At 52.6% G+C, this 24,406-nt stretch carries 26 protein-coding genes; 9 read left to right on the top strand and 17 right to left on the bottom strand.

Going from position 1 to position 24,406, the window contains the following annotated elements; all coding sequences use genetic code 11:
- Positions 1–304: 304 nt before the first annotated feature.
- Positions 305–2,281, bottom strand: coding sequence for a methyl-accepting chemotaxis protein (locus ACTVDO_RS06355; protein ID WP_020959145.1), 1,977 nt, complete (start codon positions 2,279–2,281; stop codon positions 305–307).
- A gap of 145 nt (positions 2,282–2,426) precedes the next feature.
- Here ACTVDO_RS06355 and ACTVDO_RS06350 point away from each other — a divergent pair, with 145 nt between their 5' ends.
- The 3 genes from ACTVDO_RS06350 (at position 2,427) to yyaC (ending at position 4,018) form a co-directional block, all read left to right on the top strand.
- Positions 2,427–2,624, top strand: coding sequence for a YbxH family protein (locus ACTVDO_RS06350; protein ID WP_020959144.1), 198 nt, complete (start codon positions 2,427–2,429; stop codon positions 2,622–2,624).
- An 81-nt stretch (positions 2,625–2,705) separates the two neighbouring features.
- On the top strand, positions 2,706–3,386 hold the full coding sequence (locus ACTVDO_RS06345; RefSeq protein ID WP_023817539.1) for a GNAT family N-acetyltransferase: 681 nt from the start codon (positions 2,706–2,708) through the stop codon (positions 3,384–3,386).
- Positions 3,387–3,466: 80 nt separating this feature from the next.
- Positions 3,467–4,018: a spore protease YyaC gene (yyaC, locus tag ACTVDO_RS06340; RefSeq protein WP_442901227.1), complete on the top strand. Its 552-nt coding sequence runs from the start codon at positions 3,467–3,469 to the stop codon at positions 4,016–4,018.
- Between the two features lie 48 nt (positions 4,019–4,066).
- Here the strand turns inward: yyaC and ptsP are convergent, their stop codons facing one another.
- From ptsP to glcT, 4 genes are all read right to left on the bottom strand, one after another.
- Positions 4,067–5,788, bottom strand: a complete 1,722-nt coding sequence (gene ptsP, locus ACTVDO_RS06335) for a phosphoenolpyruvate--protein phosphotransferase (RefSeq protein WP_442901226.1) — start codon at positions 5,786–5,788, stop codon at positions 4,067–4,069.
- Positions 5,788–6,054, bottom strand: a complete 267-nt coding sequence (locus ACTVDO_RS06330; RefSeq protein ID WP_442901225.1) for a phosphocarrier protein HPr — start codon at positions 6,052–6,054, stop codon at positions 5,788–5,790. The genes ptsP and ACTVDO_RS06330 overlap by 1 nt, the downstream gene beginning before the upstream one ends.
- 102 nt (positions 6,055–6,156) lie before the next feature.
- On the bottom strand, positions 6,157–8,172 hold the full coding sequence (ptsG, locus tag ACTVDO_RS06325) for a glucose-specific PTS transporter subunit IIBC (RefSeq protein ID WP_442901224.1): 2,016 nt from the start codon (positions 8,170–8,172) through the stop codon (positions 6,157–6,159).
- A gap of 239 nt (positions 8,173–8,411) precedes the next feature.
- The gene (gene glcT, locus ACTVDO_RS06320) at positions 8,412–9,269 is read right to left on the bottom strand and encodes a glucose PTS transporter transcription antiterminator GlcT (protein WP_020959138.1); all 858 of its coding nucleotides are present in this window, start codon (positions 9,267–9,269) and stop codon (positions 8,412–8,414) included.
- Positions 9,270–9,431: 162 nt separating this feature from the next.
- Here glcT and ACTVDO_RS06315 point away from each other — a divergent pair, with 162 nt between their 5' ends.
- Both ACTVDO_RS06315 and ACTVDO_RS06310 read left to right on the top strand, forming a co-directional pair.
- Positions 9,432–10,196, top strand: coding sequence for an alpha/beta fold hydrolase (locus ACTVDO_RS06315; protein WP_020959137.1), 765 nt, complete (start codon positions 9,432–9,434; stop codon positions 10,194–10,196).
- 26 nt (positions 10,197–10,222) lie between these two features.
- Positions 10,223–10,351: a hypothetical protein gene (locus ACTVDO_RS06310; protein ID WP_008878800.1), complete on the top strand. Its 129-nt coding sequence runs from the start codon at positions 10,223–10,225 to the stop codon at positions 10,349–10,351.
- A gap of 283 nt (positions 10,352–10,634) precedes the next feature.
- Here ACTVDO_RS06310 and ACTVDO_RS06305 read toward each other — a convergent pair whose 3' ends face one another.
- From ACTVDO_RS06305 to ACTVDO_RS06290, 4 genes are all read right to left on the bottom strand, one after another.
- Positions 10,635–11,930 carry an ATP-binding protein gene (locus tag ACTVDO_RS06305; protein WP_442901223.1) on the bottom strand — a complete coding sequence of 432 codons (1,296 nt, stop codon included), beginning with the start codon at positions 11,928–11,930 and terminating at the stop codon, positions 10,635–10,637.
- Positions 11,931–11,985: 55 nt separating this feature from the next.
- Positions 11,986–12,231 carry a YueH family protein gene (locus ACTVDO_RS06300; RefSeq protein ID WP_442901263.1) on the bottom strand — a complete coding sequence of 82 codons (246 nt, stop codon included), beginning with the start codon at positions 12,229–12,231 and terminating at the stop codon, positions 11,986–11,988.
- Between the two features lie 64 nt (positions 12,232–12,295).
- Entirely contained in the window at positions 12,296–13,045 is a 750-nt protein-coding gene (locus ACTVDO_RS06295) for an SDR family NAD(P)-dependent oxidoreductase (RefSeq protein ID WP_020959133.1), read from the bottom strand.
- Positions 13,046–13,298: 253 nt separating this feature from the next.
- Entirely contained in the window at positions 13,299–13,991 is a 693-nt protein-coding gene (locus ACTVDO_RS06290) for a hypothetical protein (protein WP_442901222.1), read from the bottom strand.
- Positions 13,992–14,162: 171 nt separating this feature from the next.
- Between ACTVDO_RS06290 and ACTVDO_RS06285 the strand changes: the two genes are divergently transcribed.
- The 3 genes from ACTVDO_RS06285 to ACTVDO_RS06275 all read left to right on the top strand — a co-directional run bounded on the left by ACTVDO_RS06285 (position 14,163) and on the right by ACTVDO_RS06275 (position 15,434).
- Positions 14,163–14,357 (top strand): hypothetical protein, encoded by a 195-nt coding sequence (locus ACTVDO_RS06285; protein WP_020959131.1) that lies wholly within the window; start codon positions 14,163–14,165, stop codon positions 14,355–14,357.
- A gap of 192 nt (positions 14,358–14,549) precedes the next feature.
- Positions 14,550–15,134, top strand: a complete 585-nt coding sequence (locus ACTVDO_RS06280; protein WP_442901221.1) for a cell wall hydrolase — start codon at positions 14,550–14,552, stop codon at positions 15,132–15,134.
- Positions 15,135–15,251: 117 nt separating this feature from the next.
- The gene (locus ACTVDO_RS06275) at positions 15,252–15,434 is read left to right on the top strand and encodes a YkvS family protein (RefSeq protein ID WP_020959129.1); all 183 of its coding nucleotides are present in this window, start codon (positions 15,252–15,254) and stop codon (positions 15,432–15,434) included.
- A gap of 33 nt (positions 15,435–15,467) precedes the next feature.
- On the opposite strand, the gene ACTVDO_RS06270 is transcribed toward ACTVDO_RS06275, so the two are convergent.
- The 8 genes from ACTVDO_RS06270 to ACTVDO_RS06235 form a co-directional block, all read right to left on the bottom strand.
- Positions 15,468–16,163, bottom strand: coding sequence for an NAD(P)H-binding protein (locus tag ACTVDO_RS06270; protein WP_020959128.1), 696 nt, complete (start codon positions 16,161–16,163; stop codon positions 15,468–15,470).
- A 45-nt stretch (positions 16,164–16,208) separates the two neighbouring features.
- On the bottom strand, positions 16,209–16,706 hold the full coding sequence (queF, locus tag ACTVDO_RS06265; protein ID WP_020959127.1) for a preQ(1) synthase: 498 nt from the start codon (positions 16,704–16,706) through the stop codon (positions 16,209–16,211).
- Between the two features lie 51 nt (positions 16,707–16,757).
- Positions 16,758–17,492, bottom strand: coding sequence for a 7-carboxy-7-deazaguanine synthase QueE (gene queE, locus ACTVDO_RS06260; protein ID WP_020959126.1), 735 nt, complete (start codon positions 17,490–17,492; stop codon positions 16,758–16,760).
- Positions 17,492–17,929 carry a 6-carboxytetrahydropterin synthase QueD gene (queD, locus tag ACTVDO_RS06255; protein ID WP_020959125.1) on the bottom strand — a complete coding sequence of 146 codons (438 nt, stop codon included), beginning with the start codon at positions 17,927–17,929 and terminating at the stop codon, positions 17,492–17,494. The genes queE and queD overlap by 1 nt, the downstream gene beginning before the upstream one ends.
- A complete protein-coding gene (queC, locus tag ACTVDO_RS06250; protein ID WP_041267863.1) occupies positions 17,926–18,591 on the bottom strand; it encodes a 7-cyano-7-deazaguanine synthase QueC in 666 nt (221 codons plus the stop codon). Before queC ends, queD begins: the two co-directional genes overlap by 4 nt.
- A 179-nt stretch (positions 18,592–18,770) precedes the next feature.
- Positions 18,771–19,883 carry a GerAB/ArcD/ProY family transporter gene (locus tag ACTVDO_RS06245; RefSeq protein ID WP_442901220.1) on the bottom strand — a complete coding sequence of 371 codons (1,113 nt, stop codon included), beginning with the start codon at positions 19,881–19,883 and terminating at the stop codon, positions 18,771–18,773.
- 25 nt (positions 19,884–19,908) lie between these two features.
- Positions 19,909–20,994, bottom strand: a complete 1,086-nt coding sequence (locus tag ACTVDO_RS06240) for a Ger(x)C family spore germination protein (protein WP_442901219.1) — start codon at positions 20,992–20,994, stop codon at positions 19,909–19,911.
- A gap of 12 nt (positions 20,995–21,006) precedes the next feature.
- Positions 21,007–22,518: a spore germination protein gene (locus ACTVDO_RS06235; RefSeq protein ID WP_020959121.1), complete on the bottom strand. Its 1,512-nt coding sequence runs from the start codon at positions 22,516–22,518 to the stop codon at positions 21,007–21,009.
- A 143-nt stretch (positions 22,519–22,661) separates the two neighbouring features.
- On the opposite strand from ACTVDO_RS06235, the gene ACTVDO_RS06230 reads away from it, so the two are divergent.
- Complete coding sequence (locus ACTVDO_RS06230) at positions 22,662–24,275, top strand: methyl-accepting chemotaxis protein (RefSeq protein WP_442901218.1); 1,614 nt, start codon at positions 22,662–22,664, stop codon at positions 24,273–24,275.
- The last annotated feature ends 131 nt before the right edge of the window (positions 24,276–24,406 follow it).

Genomic DNA, 24,406 nt, shown 5'->3' with positions numbered 1-24,406 from the left:
CCGCGCCCTCATTTGGCTACCATTATTCCCGAATGAACAACAAAATAACTGTATAAACGTTTTCACTGTTTATTTTAGCACTATTGTCCGTTAAAATCGACGCAGAAACTTAAAAAAATTCAACTCATTAGCATTGTACGAATAGAAAAAAAGATGGTGATAATAAAGCGGCGGAAAAAGGGCGTGTTCTGAAGGCTGCGCCAGCCCCCTCTGTTTCAGCACGGCCGCCCAAATATTAGTGAACTGGCGGCGGAATCCTGGCTGCGCCGATGAAAAAGCGCAGCCTTTGTCCGGCTGCGCTTTTTTACGATAGCTTGAATTTTTCCACGAGCTGCTTCAATTGCCGGCTCATCTCGCTCAACGTTTCCGCCGATTCGGTCACCGTCGCTAACGCCTGTAGCTGGTCATCAGCGGAAGCGGCCACTTCTTCCGCCGCTGCCGCCGATTGTTGGGCGATGGCGGCAATGTTTTGCATCGCGCCGATCACATCATCTTTGCTTCCGTTCATCCGCTTCGCTTCTTCCATGATATTCGCGAGCGCGTCGGTCAATTGTTCCATCATGCCCGTAATTTTCACAAACGAGTCGCCGGTTGTATGCACCGCTTCCCGCTGTTCGCTATACGCCTGTTTGGAACGGCCGACGGCCTCGATGGCCAATCCAGCTTGCTGCTGAATGGCTGCAATCGTCGTGCGAATCATTTCGGTCGCTTTCGCCGATTGTTCCGCCAGCTTTCGCACTTCGTCGGCGACAACGGCAAATCCTTTGCCATGCTCGCCGGCGCGCGCCGCCTCAATGCTAGCATTTAACGCGAGCAAGTTCGTCTGTCCGGAAATAGCGGTAATCGTCTGAATAACCTCATCAATTTCATCCATTTTTTTCACGAGGTCGCTAATCACGCTTTCTACTGCGGACAGCTCGTGTTTTGCTTCCTCCGATTTTTGCTGCAGGACATTTAAATGCTCCAATCCATCATAACTGGCCGTTTTCGTGTCGTTTGACAGCGATTCCATGCTGGCTGTCGCACCTGTTACCGCTTCAATTTGCTGGGACAGCGCCGACGTCTGCTCATTGATTGTATCAAGGCTTCCAGCCTGGTCGGTTGTCCCTTTCGCAATTTCACCGATCGCTTTCGCCACTTGTTCGCTCGTTGCCATCGTTTCTTCCGAGACGGCGCTTAAATGATCGGCAGAGGCTGCTAATTCGTTCACCGATCGGTTCACTTCGCCGATCAACGCGCGCATATGATCGATCATCTCATTGAAATGATGCGCAAGGCGGCCGATTTCGTCTTTGCCGGTGGTGTGCACTTGCACGGTCAAATCACCGTTTGCTGCTTTTTCCACTTGTCCTTGCAACGCCATTATCGGTCTGGTGATCGAGCGCGCCAAAAAATAAACGGCAGCAAACGCCACAATAAGCGCAATCGCTGTAATGACAAGCATGTTCATCCCGAGCGAACGGCTCATCGCGGATAAATCGTCTTCCTTATAAACAGCACCGATCTTCCATCCAAGTTCCGGGACGGTTGTAAAGTACATGACTCGCTGTTCACCGTCTTGCTCGTATTGGCGCATTCCTTTTTCATGCTCGAGCATATAGCGGACCGTCGCATCTTTAGCCATATTTTTCCCCTTATATTCCGGATGGACGACCGCCATTCCTTTCCCATCATACAATACCGGATAGCCGTGATAACCGACATCGCTCCCATTGACGATTCTCGTTACCGCATCAAGCGTCATATCGATGCCGACGACAGCAGCGATCCGTCCGTTTTCGCTCACTGCCTTGGCCAATGTCACAACATGGTTGCCGGTAATGGCATCGACATACGGCTCGGTCCATACGACTTCATCGGGACGCTCCATCGCTTTCTTGTACCATGGGCGGCTTGTCGGATCGTACCCATCCGGGAATTGTGCCGTCGGCGCAATATGCATCGTCTTCCGCTCCGTGCCGATATAAATAAATTGCACATTTTCATGGAGGCGCAAAAACGTGCGGAACTGTTTCTCGAGCTGCGGCCACGTTTTTTCATCTTGAACCATTTGCATGGCCGACGGTGACTCGCTAAACTGCACTAAGCCGTTTTCTTCGCTTTGAAAACTGTCGCGAATATCGCCAAGAAGGCCATCAAGCGCTGCTTGCGCCCGTTGCTTCACATCAGCATCCACCATTTTCCGCATTTGCATAACGCCGACGAGTTGCGTCGCAGCCAACGAGACAATCAACAATAAAGCCATCAAGACGATCAATTTGCTGCGCAATGTCCGGAACACTCGCTATTTCTCCCCTCTATTTCCTCTTTTTGTCGAACCATGTCCATTATAAAAGGACAATCGTCCTGCGTCTATAGGATGAGCTTCTTATTCATACATAGAGAGCCGCGCCTGTGGGACATTAAACATAGGCAGGTGAATCACAATGGGCGCGATCGAACACGAAGGCTATATGTTTGAGATCGAGTACAGCGTCTTGCTGCAAAAGGGGGCGCTGCACGTTTACCGCAACGGTGAATTTATTGAAGAAATCGAATTTTCGTTTTCCGGTGAAAAACCGGACGAGCAGCAAATCGAGTCCTTGGTCAGCGAATACGTCAAACAGCACGTCTACGGCCGCTAAACAGCGGCCGTTCTCTTTTCTTGCCGCGTTTTCCCCTTTTCGGTTATGATGGGAGTAAAAACTAAGGGGGATCGATTGGCGATGTATGAGAAACAGTTGTACGTTTTCGACGGTGACATTCCGTGCAAGGCGGTCATCCGCAACTATACGAAAGATGACTTTTCCGCCCTTATCCGCGTGCAGCAAGAAAGCTTTCCGCCCCCGTTCCCGTCCGAGCTGTGGTGGAATGAAGAGCAGCTGAACAACCATATCACCTTGTTTCCGGAAGGAGCGCTTTGTGTTGAAGTTGACGGACGCATCGTTGGGTCCATGACCGGCCTCATCGTCGATTTTGATCCGGCTCATGTCGATCATACGTGGGAAGAAATCACGGACAGCGGCTACATTCGCAACCATCGCCCGGACGGCAATACGCTGTATGTCGTCGACATTTGCGTTTCCCCGCCGTATCGGAAGCTCGGCCTCGGCAAATGGCTCATGCAATCGATGTACGAAGTCGTCGTCCACCGCGGGCTCGACCGGCTGCTCGGCGGCGGGCGCATGCCCGGCTACCACCGTTATGCGGGCGAACTGACGCCGGAAGCGTACATCAATAAAGTCGTCGCCGGCGAACTGAAAGATCCGGTCATTACGTTTTTGCTTCGCTGCGGACGCACACCGCTTGCGATTGTCCGCAATTATTTAGAGGATGAAGAATCACTCAACCACGCCGTGTTAATGGAATGGCGCAATCCGTTTAAGCAAGTGAAAGGAAAAAAGTAACAACAATAAAAAGAAAGGAATCGCCGGCAGCAGCCGCGAAATAAGAAAAGGAGAATATAGACGGAAAGGAATCGCCATCGATGAGACCGATTTCCTACAGCGATCCGCTCGCTCCTTTGCTTATTCGCAATGAACTGTTTTCTTTGCTGCCGGCACATGTCCCCCGTTTGACCGTCGTTTGCATCGGCAGCAATCGCATCAACGGCGACAGCTTAGGGCCGTTCGTCGGCACGCTGCTTGAAAATGCCTATCCGGATCATTTGACCGTAATCGGCACGCTCAGGCAGCCCGTTGATGCGACAAACATCCGCCGCGTTTCCGAGCAATTGCAAAACGAGCACAAAGCGTATGTAGTGGCGATCGACAGCATTGTCGGGCCGCGGCCGTTTGTCCATACGATCGCCATCCGCCCTGGCGCCCTTTCCCCTGGCACTGCGCTCGGCAAATCGCTGCCGCGCATCGGCGACATGAGCATCATGGGAGTTATGATGGAAGACAGTACGGATGTGAGCGCACTTTCGTATACGAATTTGCACATTGTTTATCAAATGGCGAAAGTCATCGCCATCGGCCTCACCCTCACCGTCAGGCAGCGCTATGGCTACAGTTCATCCGCGCCGCTGTTCGCCTAAGGTGAAACAGAAAAAGCGCGGCGAACACACACGTCGCCACGCGTTCATTCAGGCAAGAGAAAATGTTTGTTTGACAAAGGCCACAACGTCCTCGGCCGTTCCGAGCGACAGCACCGTCTCTTTGATACCGGCCGCCTTTTCTTTCGACAGCTGTTTCAACTGGGCGCGCGCCGGCAAAATCGAGGTGGCGCTCATGCTGAACTCATCGAGCCCCAAGCCGAGCAAAACCGGAATCGCAATCGGATCGCCGGCCATTTCACCGCACATGCCGACCCATTTCCCTTCGCGATGAGCGGCATCGATCACGTGGCTGATGAGCCGTAAAATCGCCGGATTGTAAGGCTGGTACAAATATGAAACACGTTCGTTCATCCGGTCGGCTGCCATCGTATATTGGATCAAGTCGTTCGTTCCGATGCTGAAGAAATCGACTTCTTTCGCAAACTGATCCGCCATGACGGCAGCCGCCGGAATCTCGACCATCATGCCGACTTCAATTTCGTCTGCGACCGGAACCCCTTGGCGGAGAAGCGCCTCTTTCTCTTCAAGCAAAATCGCTTTCGCCTGGCGGAATTCATCGAGCGTTGCGATCATCGGAAACATGATTTTCAAGTTGCCGTACACGCTCGCCCGCAGCAAGGCGCGCAGCTGCGTCCGGAACATATCTTGCATCTCAAGGCAAAGGCGGATGGCCCGGAACCCTAAAAACGGGTTTAGTTCTTTTGGCAGCTGCAAATACGGCAGCTCTTTGTCGCCGCCGATGTCAAGCGTGCGCACAACGACCGGCTTGCCCTTCATTTGCTCAAGCACCGTTTGGTAGGCGGCAAACTGCTCTTCTTCGGTCGGCAAATCTGAACGTCCCATATATAAAAACTCCGTCCGGTACAAGCCGATGCCTTCTGCACCGTTCGCGAGCACACCTTTTACATCGTCCGGCGTGCCGATGTTGGCCGCCAGCTCGACATGGACACCGTCAGCTGTTACGGTCGCCTCGTGGACGAGTTTCGCCCATTCCGCTTTTTGCGCTTCATAGCCGGCCCGTTTTTCCTCATAACGGGCGAGCAGCTCTGGTGACGGATTGACAACCACTTGTCCGTCAAGCCCGTCGATGATGACGATGTCGCCATTTTTTACTTCCGCCGTCACCACCTTCGTGCCGACGACGGCCGGGATTTCGAGCGAGCGGGCCATAATCGCTGAGTGCGATGTCCGCCCACCGATGTCAGTCGCAAATCCTTTGACATATTGGCGGTTTAGTTGCGCCGTATCGGATGGTGTCAAATCCTCGGCAATGATGACGACTTCTTCAGAAATCAAGCTCGGGTTGGAGGTGGCAACGCCGAGCAAATGAGCGAGGACGCGCTTCGTGACATCGCGGATGTCAGCGGCCCGCTCTTTCATATATTCATTGTCCATGCCTTCAAACATGGAAATAAAGAACGATGCCGTTTCATCAAGCGCATACTCGGCGTTCACTTGTTCGGTTTTAATTTTTTCTTTAATCGGATTGAGCAGCTCCGGATCGTCAAGCACCAACAAATGGGCGGCAAAAATGGCGGCTTTGTCTTCACCGAGCTTTTCAAGGGCGTGTTGTTTAATCGCTTCAAGCTCTTCCTTCGCCTTGGCGACCGCTGCTTCAAGCCGCGCCACTTCCGCCTCGGCATCGGCGACAGCTCGTTTTTCAGCCGCCAAATGAGGGGTTTCTAAGCGGTATGCCTTGGCAATGGCAATACCGCTCGATGCAGCAATCCCACGGATAGTTTTTTCCATTACTCGGCAAGGCCTTCTTTCGCCAACGTGTCCGTCAACGCTGCCATCGCCTCTGCTGCATCGGCCCCTTCTGCCGTAATTTTAATCGTGGCCCCCTTCGGAATGCCTAACGACATGACGCCCATGATCGACTTTAAATTCACCGTTTTGCCGTTGTACTCGAGCTGAATTTCGCTGTTAAACTTGCTCGCCGTTTGCACCAAAATCGTCGCCGGGCGGGCATGAATGCCGGAGTCTGAAGTCACTGTAAACGTTTTTTCTGCCATCGTTCATCAATCCCCTTTTCGTTAATTTTTCCTTGCTATCATATCAAATGCGCCGGGGGGAGGCAACGGAAAGCGCTTGTCCCCCGCAAATGCCGGCGGCGGTCAGCCGATTTCGACGACGCCGTTTTCACCTTGGGCGACCGCGCCTTGCTTTTTCACACGCACCGTCTCGCCGGCTTGCAAGTTCGTGAAAATGACCGGCGTCACAATGGATGGTGCGTTGTTTTTTACATAATCGAGATCAACACGCAAAATCGGCTGTCCCTTTTTCACCTCATCGCCCTCTTTTACGAGTGCTTCAAACCCTTCACCGTTCAGCTTCACCGTATCAATGCCGACGTGGATCAAAATTTCGCGCCCGCCAGCCGACTGAATGCCAATGGCATGCTTTGTCGGGAACACGTTGATGATATTTCCGTCGACAGGAGAGACGACTGTACCCTCCGTCGGCATAACAGCGAAGCCGTCGCCCATCATTTTTTGCGAAAATACTTGGTCCGGCACATCGGAAAGCGGAACGATTTCTCCGGCAAGCGGAGAAGCGACCGTTTCCACCCCGGCTGCAGCCGGCGCTGCTTCCCTCGACTCTTCTTTCACTTTTGCCGGCGCTTTTCCTTGCATAATCTCATGAATTTGCCCTTTAAGAATGTCCGATTTCGGGCCGAAGATCGCTTGCACGTTGTTGCCCACTTCGAGCACACCGGCGGCGCCGAGCTCCTTCAGCCGGCCTTTGTCGACTTCACCAATGTCGCGGACTGACACGCGCAAGCGCGTAATGCACGCATCCAAATGTTCGATATTTTCCTTTCCGCCGAGAGCGGCGAGCACTTCATACGGTAAATCGCCGGCGGCCGCCTCCACTTTTGGCGTTTCATCGACCGTTTTTTCGCGGCCCGGAGTCGCCAAATCCCACTTGCGAATCGCAAAACGGAACCCAAAGTAATAAATGACAGCAAATGCTAAGCCGACTGGAATGACGAGCCACCACGCCGTCCGGTTCGGCAACACGCCAAACAGCAAAAAGTCAATGACCCCACCGGAGAACGTCATCCCGATTTTGACGTTTAACAAATGCATCATCATAAACGACAGCCCGGCAAAGACGCAGTGAATGGCAAACAACGCCGGCGCGACGAACAAAAACGAAAACTCGATCGGCTCCGTAATCCCCGTTAAAAACGACGTCAACGCTGCTGAGCCCATAATGCCGGCGACCACTTTTTTGTTTTCCGGGCGCGCCTCATGGTAAATCGCGAGCGCTGCCGCCGGAAGGCCGAACATCATAAACGGAAACTTTCCGGTCATAAACGTGCCGGCCGTCAGCTCGACGCCGTCTTTCAGCTGCTCAAAAAAGATTTTTTGGTCGCCGCGCACAATTTGTCCGGCCTTATTGACGTATTCACCAAACTCATACCAAAACGGTGAATAAAAAATATGATGGAGGCCAAACGGGATCAACGCCCGCTCGATAACACCAAAAATGAACGCCGCAACCGTTCTGTTCGCATCAATCATATTGTGCGAGAACGCATTGAGCCCTTGTTGGATCGGCGGCCAAATAAACGTCATAATAATGCCTAGCGCGACCGCAGATACAGCCGTGATGATTGGCACGAACCGCTTGCCGGCAAAAAAGCCGAGATATTGCGGCAATTCAATGTTGAAGTATTTGTTATACATATACGCTGCCAAAATCCCGACGATAATCCCGCCAAAAACGCCGGTTTGCAGCGTCGGAATGCCAAGAATGTTGGCAAACGACGGATTCGCGCCGACCATATCGGCCGTCACGCCTAAAACGACACCCATCGTGACGTTCATAATTAAGTAGCCGATGATCGCCGCCAAACCGGCAACTCCGTCCCCGCCCGCCAGGCCGATGGCGACACCAACCGCGAATAAGAGCGACAAGTTGGCGAAAACAATGCCGCCCGCCTGCTCCATGACGTTTGAGACGAGCACGACCCAGTCGGCTTTTAAGGCCGGGACTTTGTCGGTGAGCGCCGGGTTTTTCAAGGCGTTGCCAAGCGCCAACAAAATCCCCGCCGCCGGCAAGAGAGCTACCGGAAGCATGAGCGCTTTCCCGACTTTTTGCAGCGTGCCAAACGCTCGTTTCATCTTTACGACCTCCTTTAGTTTCCTTTTCTTAAGTTTTGCAGCAAACAGCGGATTCATGTACTGAAAATGGGCAGGCGATCATTTTTCAGACAAACCGCCAGCAATAAAAAAGGCATGAATAAAGAGAGACAAAAAGAACGCTTACAACAACCCGAATGCGAATTCTCGGTTGTTGCCGCTCTATTTCGCCCTCTTTACTCATGCCTGATCGAATCAGTAACACGTAAAGCGAGACAGTGTTATATAGTTGTGCCGCTCTTTTTTTCCGCTAACCGCTGCAAATGCAGCGTCAAATAGACTGCCTCGGCGTCGTCAGCCGGCAGATGAAGCGTTTGCTGCATGACTTTAACTAACTTCCATGCTAGATTATAGCATAGCGGATAAGCCTCTTTCAAGATTTTCGACAAATTTTTTGGTTCTTCGACTTTTTCGCCTTTCTTCAGTCGATCGATCGCATAGCGCAAATGACGGACGAAACGCAAATAGTGAATGCTCTCACGATCGATGTCGATGCCAAGTTGCCGTTCGACAATCCCGACGAGCTTCGCGATAAGCTGGGAATATTGATTCGCTTCCGACAAGCTTTGTTTTGAAATGGCGCTATGAATGTGAAGGGCGATGAAGCCAGCCTCCCCCTCCGGCAGTGCGACCCCGAGCTTATCGCCAATCAGCCCGGCGACTTCAGCCGCGATTTTATACTCAAGCGGGTACAAACTTTTCGTCTCGGCCAAAAACGGGTTTTTGACGTCCAATCCTTGCTCAAGCCGCTTTAGCGTAAACGCGATATGATCGGTCAGCGCGACGTGGATGTGCTCGTTTAATGGCACGCCGACGCGCTGCTTAATATGTTGAATCACCTCGTTCATAAGGGCGATAAACTCTTCGCTCAATTCAGGGAGCAGTTTTTTGTATTGCTCTTGTTCACGTTCATTTTTGAGAACAAAGCACTTTTCAACAGCGCTCTCAGCAATTTCGTCCCCCTTTTTTTTGCCGAAGCCGATTCCTTTGCCAAGCAGGACGACTTCGCCATACGCTGGATGGGAAGCGATTAACACATTGTTATTGAGCGCCTTTTCTACACGAAACGACTGTTCCATCAAGCTCCCTCCTTTCCGTGACGCTTGCCCGTTATTCATTACGCGACTAATTATAAACCGGAAACACCGTCCTGCTCAATGAAAAAAGATGGCGTTTTTTTGGATGGGATATTGTCCTTCTTTCCATACTATAGAGGCCAAGCCAAGAGAGGGGGGATTTATATGCCATACGTTTCCATTAATGAGCGCGTCCGTCTTTATTATGAGGAAAAAGGGGAAGGACCACCGCTTTTGTTCATCCACCCTCCGGGGCTGGGACATATCATTTTTCGCCAGCAGGAGCCGCTCGCACGCCATTTTCGTCTTATTTTGTACGATATGCGCGGAAATGGGAGAAGCAGTCCGTCAGATATACCGATTACCGTGCCGCTGCTCGCGGACGACGTTTCCATATTGCTCCGCTCCCTTGGCGTCAGGCGCGCCATCATTTGCGGCTATTCGAACGGCGGGTCGATTGCGCTCGAGTTTGCGCTTCGCTACCCGCAGCACGTCGAACAGCTCGTTTTGATCGGCGGGTTTCCTGAAGTATGCACCCCGCTTTTGTACGGTGAGTTTTGGCTTGGCATTTTGGCTTCCAAACTTGGGGCCTTCTCTTTGCTCTCCTCGGCGCTTGCCATCGGACATGGAACGAACCGACGCGAACGGAAGCTGTTCAAACAGTACGTCCGGCTGGCTGACAAACAAGATTTAGACACAACCTACCGGGCCGGGCTTGTCTACTGCTGCACAGAGCAGCTGGCTTCCCTCCGCTTGCCTTTGCTGCTCATTTACGGAGCGCGTGACCGTTACATCCATGCCTATATCGCTATGTTCCGCCACTATGTGCCGCATGCCAACATCGTGTTGATCGACCGGGCCCGCCATCAAATTCCGACCAAACATAGCGGGGAGTTAAATCACATTTTGCGTGTGTACGGCCGGCGATAAGTTATAGAAGGAAAGGAGGAGAAAACATGTCAAAAAAGGGAAGACAAAACAAAGTCAGCCAAGAGGTGGCCAATCCGACCGTTTCAAAGGCGGAAGCAGAAATGGCCAAAGATAGCATTGATACAGCAAAACAAGCGAAGAAAAACCGCTCATAACGACAGCGGAGCTGACCCAACCCCCCCCTCGCCGTTTGGCCGCTGCAGCCGCACACAGCGGAGCAACCATCCGAAACCGGGCGAAGCTACTTTCCAAGCAGGAAAAATACAACAACAAAAACGAGGGACGCATTTCGAACTACTATGTACCGACGCCGTCTATTACAATCGGCAAGGCAACCGCTCTCGCCCATCATGTAATCCGTCAGCCTTTCGAGGCCGTGTCGACACAGGGGGTCAATAGCAAAACAGGCATCCCCGCACCATGCGGGGACGCCTGTTTTCATGATGGCACCTTCTGCCGGTCATTCGCGTCGGCAAACGCATAGCCGGACGGAAACGTCAAATGGACGACCGTTCCCTTCCCGACTTCACTCTCAATCTGCATGATTCCTTTATGTTCCTGAACAATTTTCATGCTTGTTGTCAGTCCGAGCCCCATCCCTTTTTCCTTCAAGGTAAAAAACGGTTCACCGATCTTTTGTAACCGCTCTTTCGAAATGCCGATACCCGTGTCGACAATATCCAAGCGGATCAGGCCTTCGGCTTCAGAAACACGGACATATAAGCTCCCGCCGTCTGGCATTGCTTCAATGGCGTTTTTCATCACGTTTAAAAGCACTTGAACAATTTGGTTTTGATCGCCGTACACACAGGCTTTTGGCGCGTTGTTATGGACGGAGATGGAAACGTTATTTAATGTGGCCTCATGGCCGATCAAACTAATGACATACGAGATGGCCTCACCCAACAAAAACAGCCGGTAATCATGGCTTTGCGGCTTGGCAAGTACAAGCAGCTCGCTGACGATTTGGTTGACGCGGCCAAGCTCACTCAGCATAATGCGCACGTGATCCTCATTCACTTCGCGCGTTTCTTGCATCATTTGCATAAAGCCTTTCATTGATGTGAGCGGATTGCGAATTTCATGGGCAATGCCGGCGGCCAGCTCTCCGAGCACCGATAGCTTCTCCTTTTTCAGCAGCAGCTCCTCGGTAAGCTTTTGTTGAGTAATGTCGCGGCCGATCGTCAACAATCCTTTGCGCGCGCCGTTTTCCTCAAACAGCGGCACTTTAATGACGTCAAACGTCTTCAATTCCCCCTCGAGCGTCTCGAACGACTCCTCACGCCGGGTTAACGTCCCACTTTCCCACGCTTCGCGGTCCGATTCGATGCACTGCTCAAACGCTGCTTTAAAAAACGGCACGAGTTCACCTAGCTCGCGATCCGTTTTTCCGACATAGTCAATATGCTCGAGATGGTAGAGCCGCCGGCCAAAATCATTGACGCGAAGCCAACGCCCTTCACTGTCTTTAAAACAAACAAAGTCGGGCATCGAGTTAATGAGCGTTAACAGCTGCTGCTCATTTTCTTCCGCTTTCTCAAGCTGTTCACGCTTTTTTAGCAGCTGGTACAAAAACACGACTGACAGCAAAATAAAGATTGTTCCTTTGGCGGCGCTAAGCGCAACGTACACGCCGCGGCTGACCGGCAGCACATTGAGCAGGGCGTCGGTCAAAGTTACCCATAAAACACTGCATACAATGTAACTTGCCATGACTTTTGATTTGTTTAACACTTTGTCATCGAACCCCTAACATGCAAAGTCAGTGGCGGCCGCGCCGTCCGCCTGGTTACATTTCACGCGCCCACCCGAGCAATCGGTCGGCCAGCACGGCAGCGCGTTCATGCCCGATCCGCTTTTGCAGCGACATCCCGAGCCGCTGTGCCACTGCCTCTGCTTCCTCCTCATAAGAGAACGAAAATGACCACTCGAGCGCCGGAATGGCCAGCACGACATATTCCTCTTTTCGGTTTTCGTAAATATATACATAGGCTGGAGCTTGTCCGTCTACTAGCGGCGTTTTACGGATTTTCATCATTGACTCCCACCTTTGCTGCAAAGCCGTCTCTATTTCATTTATTTTACCAAATGTTTGCCACCTACTCAATATAAATCATTTTCCTCGTCATCCCCCCGTCAATGACAAGATTCACTCCGGTCACAAAATCGTTTTCCTCATCGCATAAATAAAGGCAGGCACGGGCGATATCATCCGGTTTGCCGACGCGGCCGGCCGGATGCTGCTCGTGGTCGATATCCCGCAATTTTCCGTAATCGCCCGTTTCAATCCAACCGGGGCTGATGCAGTTGACGCGAATGCGATCGGCGGAAAGCGACACGGCCAGCGCATGGGTGAGAGCGACGAGGCCGCCTTTGGATGCCGCGTACGCCTCTGAATTCGGCTCGGACATGAGCGCCCTTGTCGAGGCGATATTCACGATCGCCCCACCTCTACCGCTGCGACGCATATGTTTCGCCACCTCCCGTGAAGCCAAAAAGGCGCTGCGTAAATTTGTCGCCAACACATCATCCCACTCGTCCACTGTCAGCTCGTACGGCGATTTCCAACGCGAAACGCCGGCGTTATTAATCAGATAGTCGATGCGGCCAAAACGGCTGACTGTTTCGTTCACAAACCGTTCGATGTCGCTCACTTCCCGGACATCAGCCGCCACAAATATGGCATGTCGTCCGTCCGCCCGCAACTGTTCGGCAAACGCTTCCCCTTTTTTTTCATCCCGATCCACGATGGCCACATTCGCGCCTTGTTTGGCAAACATCGCGGAGACCGCCTTGCCGATGCCGTTCGCTCCACCGGTGACAATCACTGTTTTCCGCTCCATGCCCATTTGCCTCTTCTCCTTTCTTTTCTCCAACCTCGTCTTCTCATCCCTATCTTGAGGGAAAAACTACGTTCCTTATTATACCATTGCCAGCAGCCGGAACATATATATGCCGCAATAAGGGGGCGTTTGGAACAATGCGGTTGATGCTGGCGCCCGTACGAGCAGCGGCCGCCTGGCAAGCCGGTGAGCCTCTATGCCAGGCTCGCCCCCTATGGAACATGAAAAAAGACCGCGTGGAAGCGGTCTTGTTGGCGGTTTACCGATATGGGCCGTACGGTGCCGGAAAGCCGGGCACATATGGAGCCACCCCGCCATAATACGACGGCAGTGGTGCAGCAGAATAACCATACGGTGCCGCTGGGGCGTATGGCAGCGGCGCAGCCGGCGGATAGTGATAGTACATCGGGGGATACGGAACAGCGCCGGGGGCGATGCCAGGGGCAACACCGGGCGTAACACCCATCGTCGGCAGCGCACTAGGAACGACGCCGGGCGCCATACCGGCAACAGCGGCTCCCGCCCCTGCATAAGGAGCTGCCATATCGTATGGAGCGACAGCACCGTCAGCGGGCAGCGGCGGTGCATTTTCTTCCCCTCCCATCGGCCAGGCGAAGGTTGGAGCCACATTCGGCACTGCTCCCAAGCCAAGCGGCGGTGCCGGGGGCATCATATCAGAGCTGTCCGGGCTGTCAAATCCATCCGGACTGTCAAATCCGTCTGGACTGTCAAGGTGGGCCGGGCTGACTAAAGGAGCCATCGGCGCGGCTGGCGGACACCAGTAGCCATAAGGAGTCACCGGCGGGTAATACGCTGTCGGCATCACCCCCGTCGGCATTGCTGCCGGCATTGGCGCCATCGGCGGTGCATTATTGTCCATTCGCCCGGCCTCGTCGCCTTGGCTTGAGGCGTTCAGAAACGGATCATTCATATGCGGGTCCCAATGATTCATTGTCCTCTCCCTTTCTCGCTCATAGTTGTCGGGGCGCGTACCCACCCATATTGTATGTCGGAACAAGCAAAGGGTGTTTGCCCGGCCAAAATATAGGTATTTATCCTAAACGCCGGTTGCGCTATGATAAATAACAGCAGCAACCTCACATGGACGCTGGGAGGGAATCGGATGGACGAAGCATTAGCAACCAAACAAATCACCGAACTGCGCAACGGTGCCATAGCCGAGCTGTTAGTAAAAAAAGAGGACTTCCTCACGTTTCGGGCCGTGCTCGTCAAACAGCCCGACTTTAAACAGTTTCGCGGCATCGCCCAACGCGGCGGTCACGTCCTCTACCATTACATGGATACCCCGCGCAGCTGAGCTTCTGTTTTCCATCGTTGCCGATCCGACTTTCCGGTCTGAAAGTCGGATGTTTCTTTTCGCGGAGAAATTTCCATCCTCTCTATAAAACTAGCTGTATCAATGCTTCATGCGTTTTTCCAACATTTAGATAATGAATAACCACCTCATCCTTGTTACTCTAGTAGCGAGTTTACGAGAGGAGGGATGTGAATGAAAAAAAGAAAAGCATGGATGATGGCGATATTGTGCGGAATGTTTTTCTTTGCCGGCCACGCTGATGCCGCAACAGTCCATACGGTCAAACGCGGCGACACGCTTTGGAAAATCGCGAAACAATACGGTGTGCCGCTAAAACAGCTAAAACAAAAAAATCGCAAAGGTGATTTGCTCTATCCTGGGGAAACACTCATCATCCCGAATGCCGGCATTACAGCGGCGGAAAAAGAGTTGCTGGCCCGCCTTGTTCATGCCGAAGCGAAGGGAGAACCGTATGCCGGGAAAGTGGCTGTGGCGACGGTCGTGCTCAACCGCGTCGATCATCCTGATTTTCCGGACACCATTCGCGAAGTGATTTATGAGCGCTCTGGCGGCCATTATGCCTTCACACCGGTGGCAAACGGAACGATCAACGAACCGGCCGATCGTGAGGTATATCGCGCCGTTGAAGAAGCACTTGCTTTTCGCGGTTTAGGAAACGGCTCGCTCTATTTCTATAATCCGAAAACGGCGAAAAGCAACTGGCTGCGCTCTCGTCCGGTGACCGTTGTCATCGGCAACCATGTGTTTGCCAAGTAAACGAAAGCAAGGGGCGACTTCGCTCCTTGTTTTTTAAATTTTAGGAAAGAAACCCCTTTACTTACAACGGGAAATAAGGCAAACTAGAACAAAAGACGATGAAAAAGGGGAATGATGATGATTAATAAAAAAGCAAAAGTCGGGGATATTATTGAATTTAAAAATGGATTGCGCGGCATTGTGGAAAAAGTGAATGAAAACTCGGTTATCGTCGATTTAACATATATGGAAAACTACCGTGAGCTCGACTTGCAAGAGCGAACGGTGGTCAATCATAAAAATTACAAAATTGTTGAATAGAAAAAAGAGGCTGCCGGGAGCCTCTTTTTTTGTTTATGAAATACGGGCCAGTTCATCGCATTCATATATGTGGATACCGTTCGCCGCTGACGCCGCCCGGTAAAACATGGCCAAAGCCAGCTGTCTGGCATCAACCGGCTTATATTTTTTCCACTTGCCGACAAACAAAAACGGCAGCCGGCATAACAGCCATCCGGCGAGCGTCTCGCCGAAACGGAACTCCCGACGCTTGCCGATAAGCAGCGACGGACGAAAAATATGGAGCGACGGAATGGAAAGCCGCTGCAGCGCCTCTTCCGTTTCCCCTTTGACGCGCTGGTAAAAAAATAGCGAACACGGGTTGGCGCCGATCGAGGAGACGGTCAGAAAGCTTTTCGCGCGGCATTTTTCCGCCAGCGCCGCAGCGCGCAGCGTATATTCATAGTCGACTTGAATGAACTGCTGCCTTGTTTTCGCCTTTTTGCGCGTCGTTCCGAGGCAGCAAAAGACGTCATCCACGTAAAAATACCGTTCATACGACTCAAGCCGCGCAAAATCGGCGACGACTTGCTGCAGTTTTTCATGCTCGATCGGCAGCGGGGTGCGGACGAAAATGGTGACTTGCCGGTACAAATCCGACTCAAGCAACAACCCGAGCAGCTCGCCGCCGACCAAACCGCTCGCTCCAAGCAAAAGAGCTGTTCTTCGCTCCAACGCCAAAACCTCCAAGGCAAAAAATTCATTGTTCATTATATATGAGTTTTGGCGAAAAAACTACCTCTTTTTTTGCCGTCTTCAGCGGTTGTCGATGTTTTCCGGGTACAAGTCGTGATTGAGCAGCCGGTATTCAGCCATGTTTTCGTATTTTGTCCCGGGGCGCCCCCAGTTGCAATACGGGTCGATCGAAATGCCGCCGCGCGGGGTGAATTTGCCCCATACTTCGATATAGCGCGGCTCCATGACTTTGATTAAGTCGTTCATGATGATGTTGACGCAGTCTTCATGAAAATCGCCGTGGTTGCGGAAGCTGAACAAATACAATTTCAACGATTTGCTTTCGACGCATTTTTTGTCCGGAATGTAGCTGATGTAAATCGTCGCGAAGTCCGGCTGACCGGTTTTGGGACATAGCGATGTGAACTCCGGGCAATTGAACTTCACGAAATAATCCCGGTCAGGATGTTTGTTGTCAAACACTTCAAGAAGGTTGGGATCGTACGTAAACGAATACGTTGTCCCTTGATGGCCAAGCAGCGTCAACTCTTTCAATTCCTCGTCTTTTCTCCCTGCCATTCCTTCATTCCTCCCTTTGATTCATGCAAAATGAGCCGCCGAGCCTCTGCTTTATACGCCGCGTTTGTTTCCCCAAAGGAGCGTGTGCAGCTGCGGCAAGACGTAGACATCAGCCAGCTCCTCCGACTCGGCGGCTTGCCCGACAAGCCAGTCGAGCTGGGCAAGAAGCTTCGCGCGAAGCGCATCGACATCCGCATCGGCCACATCTTGGTTGCCTGTCTGCAAATAAAACGGAACGCCCGGGTAGCGGCGGTGCACCTCTTTCGCGTACGCCAAGTCGGCATCATCAAACACGACGACTTTCAAACTGACGCGCCGCGCCCTGCTTCGGTCCGCCTGCAGCCGCCCGATGAGTTGATCGAGCGCCGCCCAGTCCGTATCCATCCCCGAGCTTGGCGGTTTCGGGGAAATGGTGACGTCATCCACATCGAGCAGCCAGTCTTGCCAGCGGCTCCCTTGCGTTTCAACCGCGACGCGCACCCCTTTTTCATGAAGAAGGCTGACAAGTTCTCCAAGAGCGGCAATGAGAAGCGGGTTGCCCCCTGAAATCGTCACATGGCGGAAGCGGCGGCCGCCAAGGACCTCAAGCCGCCGCCAAATGTCTTCCGCCGTCAGCTGTTCGATCTCTTCTTTGGCCGATCCGTCCCACGTGAAGGCGGAGTCGCACCAACGGCAACGGTAATCGCAGCCGGCCGTGCGGACGAACATCGTCTTTTGGCCGATCACCATTCCCTCGCCTTGAATCGTCGGCCCAAAAATCTCCAATACCGGAATCGTGCGCGCCATCACCGTCCCCCCGCTTTCGGCCGGTAGACGACATAGCTCGTCGGCGTCTCGCGCACAAACACTTGCAAGCATTTCGGCTTGTGCGGCAACGTATCAAGATGGCGCTGAATCGTTTCATAAATCGTGCGCGCCACCACTTCCGTCGTCGGAAACCGGTTCGGGTCGTTTTCATCAAAGCAATCGGCATGGTCATTGAGCAGCGTATGATCCAGCTTTCCGTGCACAAGCTGTTTGATCGTTTGGAAATTGACTAAAAATCCACTTTCATCGAGCTCATCGCCGGCAATCGTCACATTGACGATATACGTATGACCGTGCATATTCATGCAGCGCCCCGCCGCCTCATGCGGAATGAAATGGGCGGCGGCGATATGCATATCTTTGTTCAACTCATACCGATAATCATGCCAAACTTGAGGATAGAGCTGATGCATCATCGCGACTCCACCTCAGCTTTCTCCCGCAAATACTCATCCAGCCCGCGCTTGCGCAGCACGCACGCCGGGCATTCGCCACAGCCATCGGCGATGATGCCGTTATAGCATGTGAGCGTCTTTGTGCGGACGAATTCAAGCGCCCCAAGCTCGTCAGCAAGCTTCCACGTTTCCGCTTTTGTCAGCCACATGAGCGGTGTATGGATTACAAACTGATAATCCATGGCTAAGTTCAGTGTGACGTTGAGCGACTTCATAAAGATGTCGCGGCAGTCGGGGTAACCGCTGAAATCCGTCTCGCACACTCCGGTGACCAAATGGCGCGCTCCCCGTTGTTTGGCGAGCACCGCCGCAAACGAGAAAAACAACAAGTTGCGCCCATCGACAAACGTGGTCGGCAACTCCCCTTCCTTTTGCTCGATGGCGATATCGCGGCGCGTTAGGGCGTTCGGCGCCAATTGCCCAAGCAGCGACATATCGAGCACCGTATGGCGGACGCCAAGCTCGGCAGTGATCGCTTGAGCGACATCAATTTCGCGGCGATGGCGCTGGCCATAATCAAACGTCACCGCCTCCACTTCGCCAAACCGCTGTTTTGCCCAAAACAAACACGTCGTGCTGTCTTGGCCGCCGCTGAAGACGACGACCGCTTTTTCTTCCTTCATCTTCACCTTGACCAACCTCCTTCTGAATGGACAGAAGAAGAGGTTTCCAAAACAAAAAAGGCCATACCCCCTAGGATACAGCCGTCCCTAGTTTTTTATAGAGGGTTTTGCTAGAAACCTCTCCCGCACAAGTGTACGGAATTGTGATTCTTCTGTTCTCGCTCTTTACTATACCACACTTACCGCTTTTGTTGTAGCGCCTTTTTCACTTTTTCCGCCGCCCACACATGCACATACAAAAGCGGGATATAGCCGGCAACGAGATAAACACCGACGTTGGCCGTCCATTCCATCAGCCGTTCCATTTCGCTTTTTTCTTCGAAAAACAACGTACCGACAAACAAACAGGCGAGCAGGACGGGAAGGGAGCGTCGCTGTTGAATAGCAAACAATTGTTTCACAATGCGCGTCGCCGCCCAAACCGAAACGGTAATAATCGGAAATACGACAAGCACATAGATGGAGATGACAATATACTCCATCCGTTCAATAAACGGCACTTCCGGAATTTTGGCGAGCGTCAATGTCGGCCATGTAATATGCTTGATTTGCTCTTTATTGTAAAAAATGATGGAGATAAACATGATGATCAAATAAATCAACATCGTCAGCGCGTTGGCAGCGTGAGCCCATTTTTGCGATGACGAGGCGTTTTTTAAAAACGGATAGTACGCAAGCAACATTTCAAATCCTAAATATTGAAGCGCCATATCGTTTGCTGCTTGCGCCAGCTGTATGGGCGAATGGTCAAACATCGGAAATAAGTTCCGGTACTGTGCATACTCGAGCGGGAAAAACAACATAGGAAAAATCGTCAACAGCGGGATGACAACCCCCCAGAAGCATAAGCCGGCAACGACACGAAATCCGCCAGAGACCGCGTAATACGTCAACACCAAAAAGAGCAAACTGAACTGCCATGTTCCCATAAGAGGGAACACCCATACTTTAATGATTTCAATATATGATTGAAGCACCGTGAACGCGGCCAAGGCGTAATAAAAGAGCAACCCGGCGCTTAGCACCCCGCCGAACCAGCGCCCGAAATAATGCTTATGAAGCGACACAATATCACCACCGGACGGGGCATAGGCAAGCAAACGGTACATCAACCAAATAAGCCCGTGCGCAGCCAATCCGGCCAACAATACAGCCATCCAGGCATCTTGCCCCGCCTCTTTCATCACCGTCCGCTGGAAGCCAAGCGCCCCGACGCCGACTTGGGTGGCATGGATGACAAAAAAGACGAGAAACGGGGAGATGAGAAACCGTTCATCGATCGCCTGCTTCACCGTTATCCCTCCTCATGATCCCGTCTTATTCGCCAATTCCCGTATGAATAATATCCACCGTTACACGCGGACGAATCTCTAAATCTGGATATTCATGGTAAAACGATTCACGGTCCCACTGTCTCGTGACACTCCGGACAAAGTCGCCAATGCCAAGCGGATCAATACGTTTTTCCTGAAAATAGTGAAACAATCGACGCATATTCCGTTCCAATTCCTCTTCCATTTTCTCCTTTACATCAGCAAACAAATTGGCTCCCGGTTTATCGAGCCATGACGGGTAATCCTTCACGGAAGCGTGAATATGGACGGAAACATCCAACACATGGCGGCCGCCGTCCCGCCTCCATTCATAGGTCGGTTTGGCCCATAAGTTTTGCAACATGACCCGATCTTCGCCTTGTTTGCCGCGCTCCCCAATCTTTAGCTGATAGACGCCGTTTTTCGTTTCGCCCAGCAAGATTTTCATCAAAAAAGAATCACGCAAACTCACGCGTCCGACATACCGGCCATCGCGAAACAACGCCACCCCTTCTAACTTGACGAACTCCCCTTTTTTTTCAAAATACGGTAAAAACGGATCGCTCCCCGGGGAGAAATAACGGTACAAAAACAAATGCAAGTTCGTTTTTGGCAAATTCATTGACTGTTCATTTTGCCTAACGAGGTTCGGCAAATACAACGTATCGCTCAATGTCGTCTTCGCCGTAATTTCTAACAGCTCCTTCGCACTTCCCTCCGCTACACCGAGAAACAAATCGCTGCCCACTTTGTTATTGCGCGCAAGGCTGTGTGTAATTTGTTCAATCCCCCGTTCGGCAAACCGCTTTCCGAATAAAATGAGCCGCAGCTGTCCTTCCTCGATTGGCAATGCGGATTTTGCCGACAGGCGCGGGATGAGATCGTAGACGGTCGGCGATGACGTTGTCAACAGATTCGGCTTTGTCATTGGTCCTTGTTTAAACGTCGGGTAGACGGCGGTACCGGTATAATGCTCATCCTCGAAATCATAGCCCATCTGTTGAATAATTTGAATTTCATCGATCGGCCGTGAACTCGTGCAGCCGGTGAGCAGCAACAATCCCCCCAAACATGCGAGCCAACGCTTCATCCCCATCACACCTTACTCGTCAATATCGCGTTTTTGCTTAGCGTCTTCCGGGTCATAGCGAAACCGCGACTGCGGGCGGAAAAGCGTCGGCCGCTCCGCTGTCGCGCTGTACGGTGAGCGGACGAACGTATCGCGGAAATTGCGCAGGCGTAACGGATAAAACGGCACTAAATACGGATAACCAAGCGACTGTAGCCGCCCTAAATGAATGAGCAGTCCGCAGACGGCAAAAATGATGCCAATCCCGCCCCAACATGCGGCAAACAAAATAAACGGAAACCGGATAAACCGAATGGTGTTTGACATTTTAAAAATCGGCGTCGTAAACGAGGCGAGCGCCGCTAGGGCGACGACGATCAACAAAATCGTGCTTGCCAGTCCGGCATCCACCGTCGCCTGTCCGATCACAATCCCGCCAACGATCCCGAGCGTTTGCGCAACTTTCGTCGGCAGCCGCGCCCCGGCTTCGCGCAGCAGTTCAATCGTAATCTCTAAAAACAACACTTCGAGCACCGGCGGAAACGGCACGTTCGAACGTGAATAAATAATGGGGCCAAGCAGGTCTTCCGGAATCATTTCATAATGATACGTCAATACCGCCACATAAACCGGCGATGCTAAGATGGAAAACATGACGCCGAAAAAGCGGATGAGCCGGAAAAACGAGCCGAGCACCCACGGCAAATAATAGTCTTCCGGTGAAGTAAAAAAATCAAAAAACGTGGAAGGGCCGATCACCGCATACGGTGAACCGTCGCAAAAAACAGCAACTTGTCCCGATGCGAGCGCATAAACGGCGCGGTCAATCCGCTCGGTAGAGACGAAAAGCGGAAACGGCGTCCGCGAATTGTCGGCGATTAGCTGGTCTATGATCGCATTATCAAACACAATGTCAAAATGAATGGCTTTAACCCGTTGCATCACCGTCTGGATCGTTTCTGGATTCGCCACGCCGTCAATATATGCGATCACGACTTTCGTTTTTGACATTGAGCCGATCATCATTTCCCGAAACACAAGATTCGGCGTTGCAATTTGCCGGCGCATGAGATGCAAGTTCGTCCCAACATTTTCGACAAAGCCGACTTTCGGACCGACAACGCTAAACTCGTTTTCCGAATCGTTGTTCTCCCGCAACCCCAAGTTTTCGTTCGCCGCGCTGATCAGCGCCGCTTTGCCCGGCTGCTCCCGGAAGCTGACAGCGACGAATCCTTTTAACACTTTTTCTTCAATCAGCGCCGGATCTTCGCTCACCTCGATCCGCTGAATCGGCACGATTTGTTGCAAATCTTCCAACCGCACACCCGGATGGCGGGAAAGGTCAGTTTGTAGATGGCAAAGAACATGCTCTTGCAGCACTTTCGGGTCGACGAGCGAATCGAAATAGCAAATCGATAGCTCCTTGTCCCCAGCTGAAAACGACACTTCAACAAAATCGCTCGACCGCCGGAGTTTTTCCCATAGCTGCGGCATCGTTTGTTCCAGAGGGCGCTTTTTCTTTTTAAAAAATGATAAAAAGCCCACGGCCATCCCCTCGCCTTTCCGTTTACGGCATAGTCTTCCAATAAACGAATATTTTTATGCATCCCCACATTTCCTATTGATTGGACGGAATATTCTATATATTATTGGAGATAGACAAAAAACTAGAAAAAGGAGAATCATAAATGAGGGGGCTGGCGAAACGGCGCCGGGCAAGACAGGCGTTAAAAAAAGTGACGGAAACGGCGGAAGCGCTGCGGCAGTTGATGGATTCGAAGCGGCCCATTGCCGAGCAGTTCGACCGCATCCGCTCCTTTTTAGACGACCATCTCGGGCATGATGAATATTTTGTGGTCGTCGATGAAAGCGGATACGGGCTTGTCCATACGAATCGCCTCCGCGAGGGAAGAGTGTTTGCCGACCCGGTCGGGCTCGCCGCCGCCCGCACGCATGAGCCGCTATTGCAAGTGTACGAACGGGATACCGGCGAAGTGTTGATTGACGCCAGCTGTCCGCTTTGGACCGAACCGGGCGGAAAACGTCTTAACCTGCGGATGGGCCGTCTTATGCACCGCCCGTATTTGCAATGGGTGCTAGCCGGCATCGCCATCACCCCGGCGGTGGTTGGGCTGACTTCTTCCCTCGCCGGGGCGCCGCCTATTTGGGCCGCGCTGTTTGCCATAACAGCCGGGGTGGGGCTCAGCGCCGTTTGGCACCGGGTGCTCACCGCCCAGCTGCGCCAATGGTACAGCGTTGCCCGTACCGTTTCTTCCGGCCAATTGCAAGCGGAACTTCAAACGACAGGGAAACGGGACGAATTTCACCAAATCGCTTATGAAATCAATAAGATGATTCTCGGCATCCGCACGATCATCGCCGAACTGGCGAAAGCGGCAAAAACGGTGCATGACGTCAGCCATGAGCAGCAAGCGGAAATGCGCCGTTTGTCCGAATCGTTTGATGAAATCGCCACCGCGGTTGAAACGTTCCGGGAAGGGACGAAACAACAGACAGCCGCCGTCGAGCAAGCGGATGACGTCATCCGGCAGATGGTGGAACGCGTGCAGCTCATGCGTGCGGCGGTGGAACGCGTCGTCACACAGGCGGGTCAGGCTTGGTCATCCGCATCCGAAGGAATCCGCCTGATCGATGAAACAAAGGCAAACATGGATGCGATGCAGCGCGGCATCGGTGAGACGACCGCTCTCATTGACAAAGCGGCTAAAGAAGCGGCGCGCGTCCATGACATGATCGCCGCCATCCGCACGATTGCCAAACAAACGAACTTGCTCGCCCTAAACGCTTCGATCGAGGCGGCGCGCGCAGGGGAAGCAGGCCGCGGCTTTTCGATCGTCGCCCAAGAAGTGCGGACGCTCGCCGAAAATACGAACGCCTTCGCTGCCAAAATTTTCGCCTCGCTCGACGACATGACGAGCGCGTTGGAAGCCGCCGTGCAGGCCGTGCAAGGAAGCGGCCGCCACGTTGAAACGACAAAAGACTCGCTTTGGAAAACAGGCGAGACGTTCACATCGTTTCAGGGCATGTTCTCCCAGCTGAACGACTTGCTCCAGCAAAACGAAGCCCACGTCAACACCATCACCGCCGACGGCGAGCAACTGGGCAGGCTGATGAGCGGCGTGCGCGCGGTCGCCGCCGATTTTTCCGATATGGTGCAAGAGACGGCGGCGGGGCTCGAGCGGCAAACGCTCGCCCTTCACGAACTGGCGGGGGAAGCGGATGCCTTGGCCTCCGCAGCCCGCGATTTGGAAACGATGATCGCCCGTTTTCGCTCGCGATGATGCTTTCAACATCCGTATGCGGGAGGACCATTTCGAAAAAAGCCCCCGTTTTGCGAAACGCCATGAAAGCGAAGGGATGCCGATTGGGCGGGCGTTGTACAGAAAAACAATAAGCCCTTTCGCCCCCGCTC

The sequence above is a fragment of the Geobacillus sp. BK01 genome (genome assembly GCF_052220245.1).
Taxonomy (GTDB): Bacteria; Bacillota; Bacilli; order Bacillales; family Anoxybacillaceae; genus Geobacillus.
The sequence above is the reverse complement of the archived record's forward strand: the minus strand, read 5'-3'. Positions and strand labels throughout refer to the sequence as shown.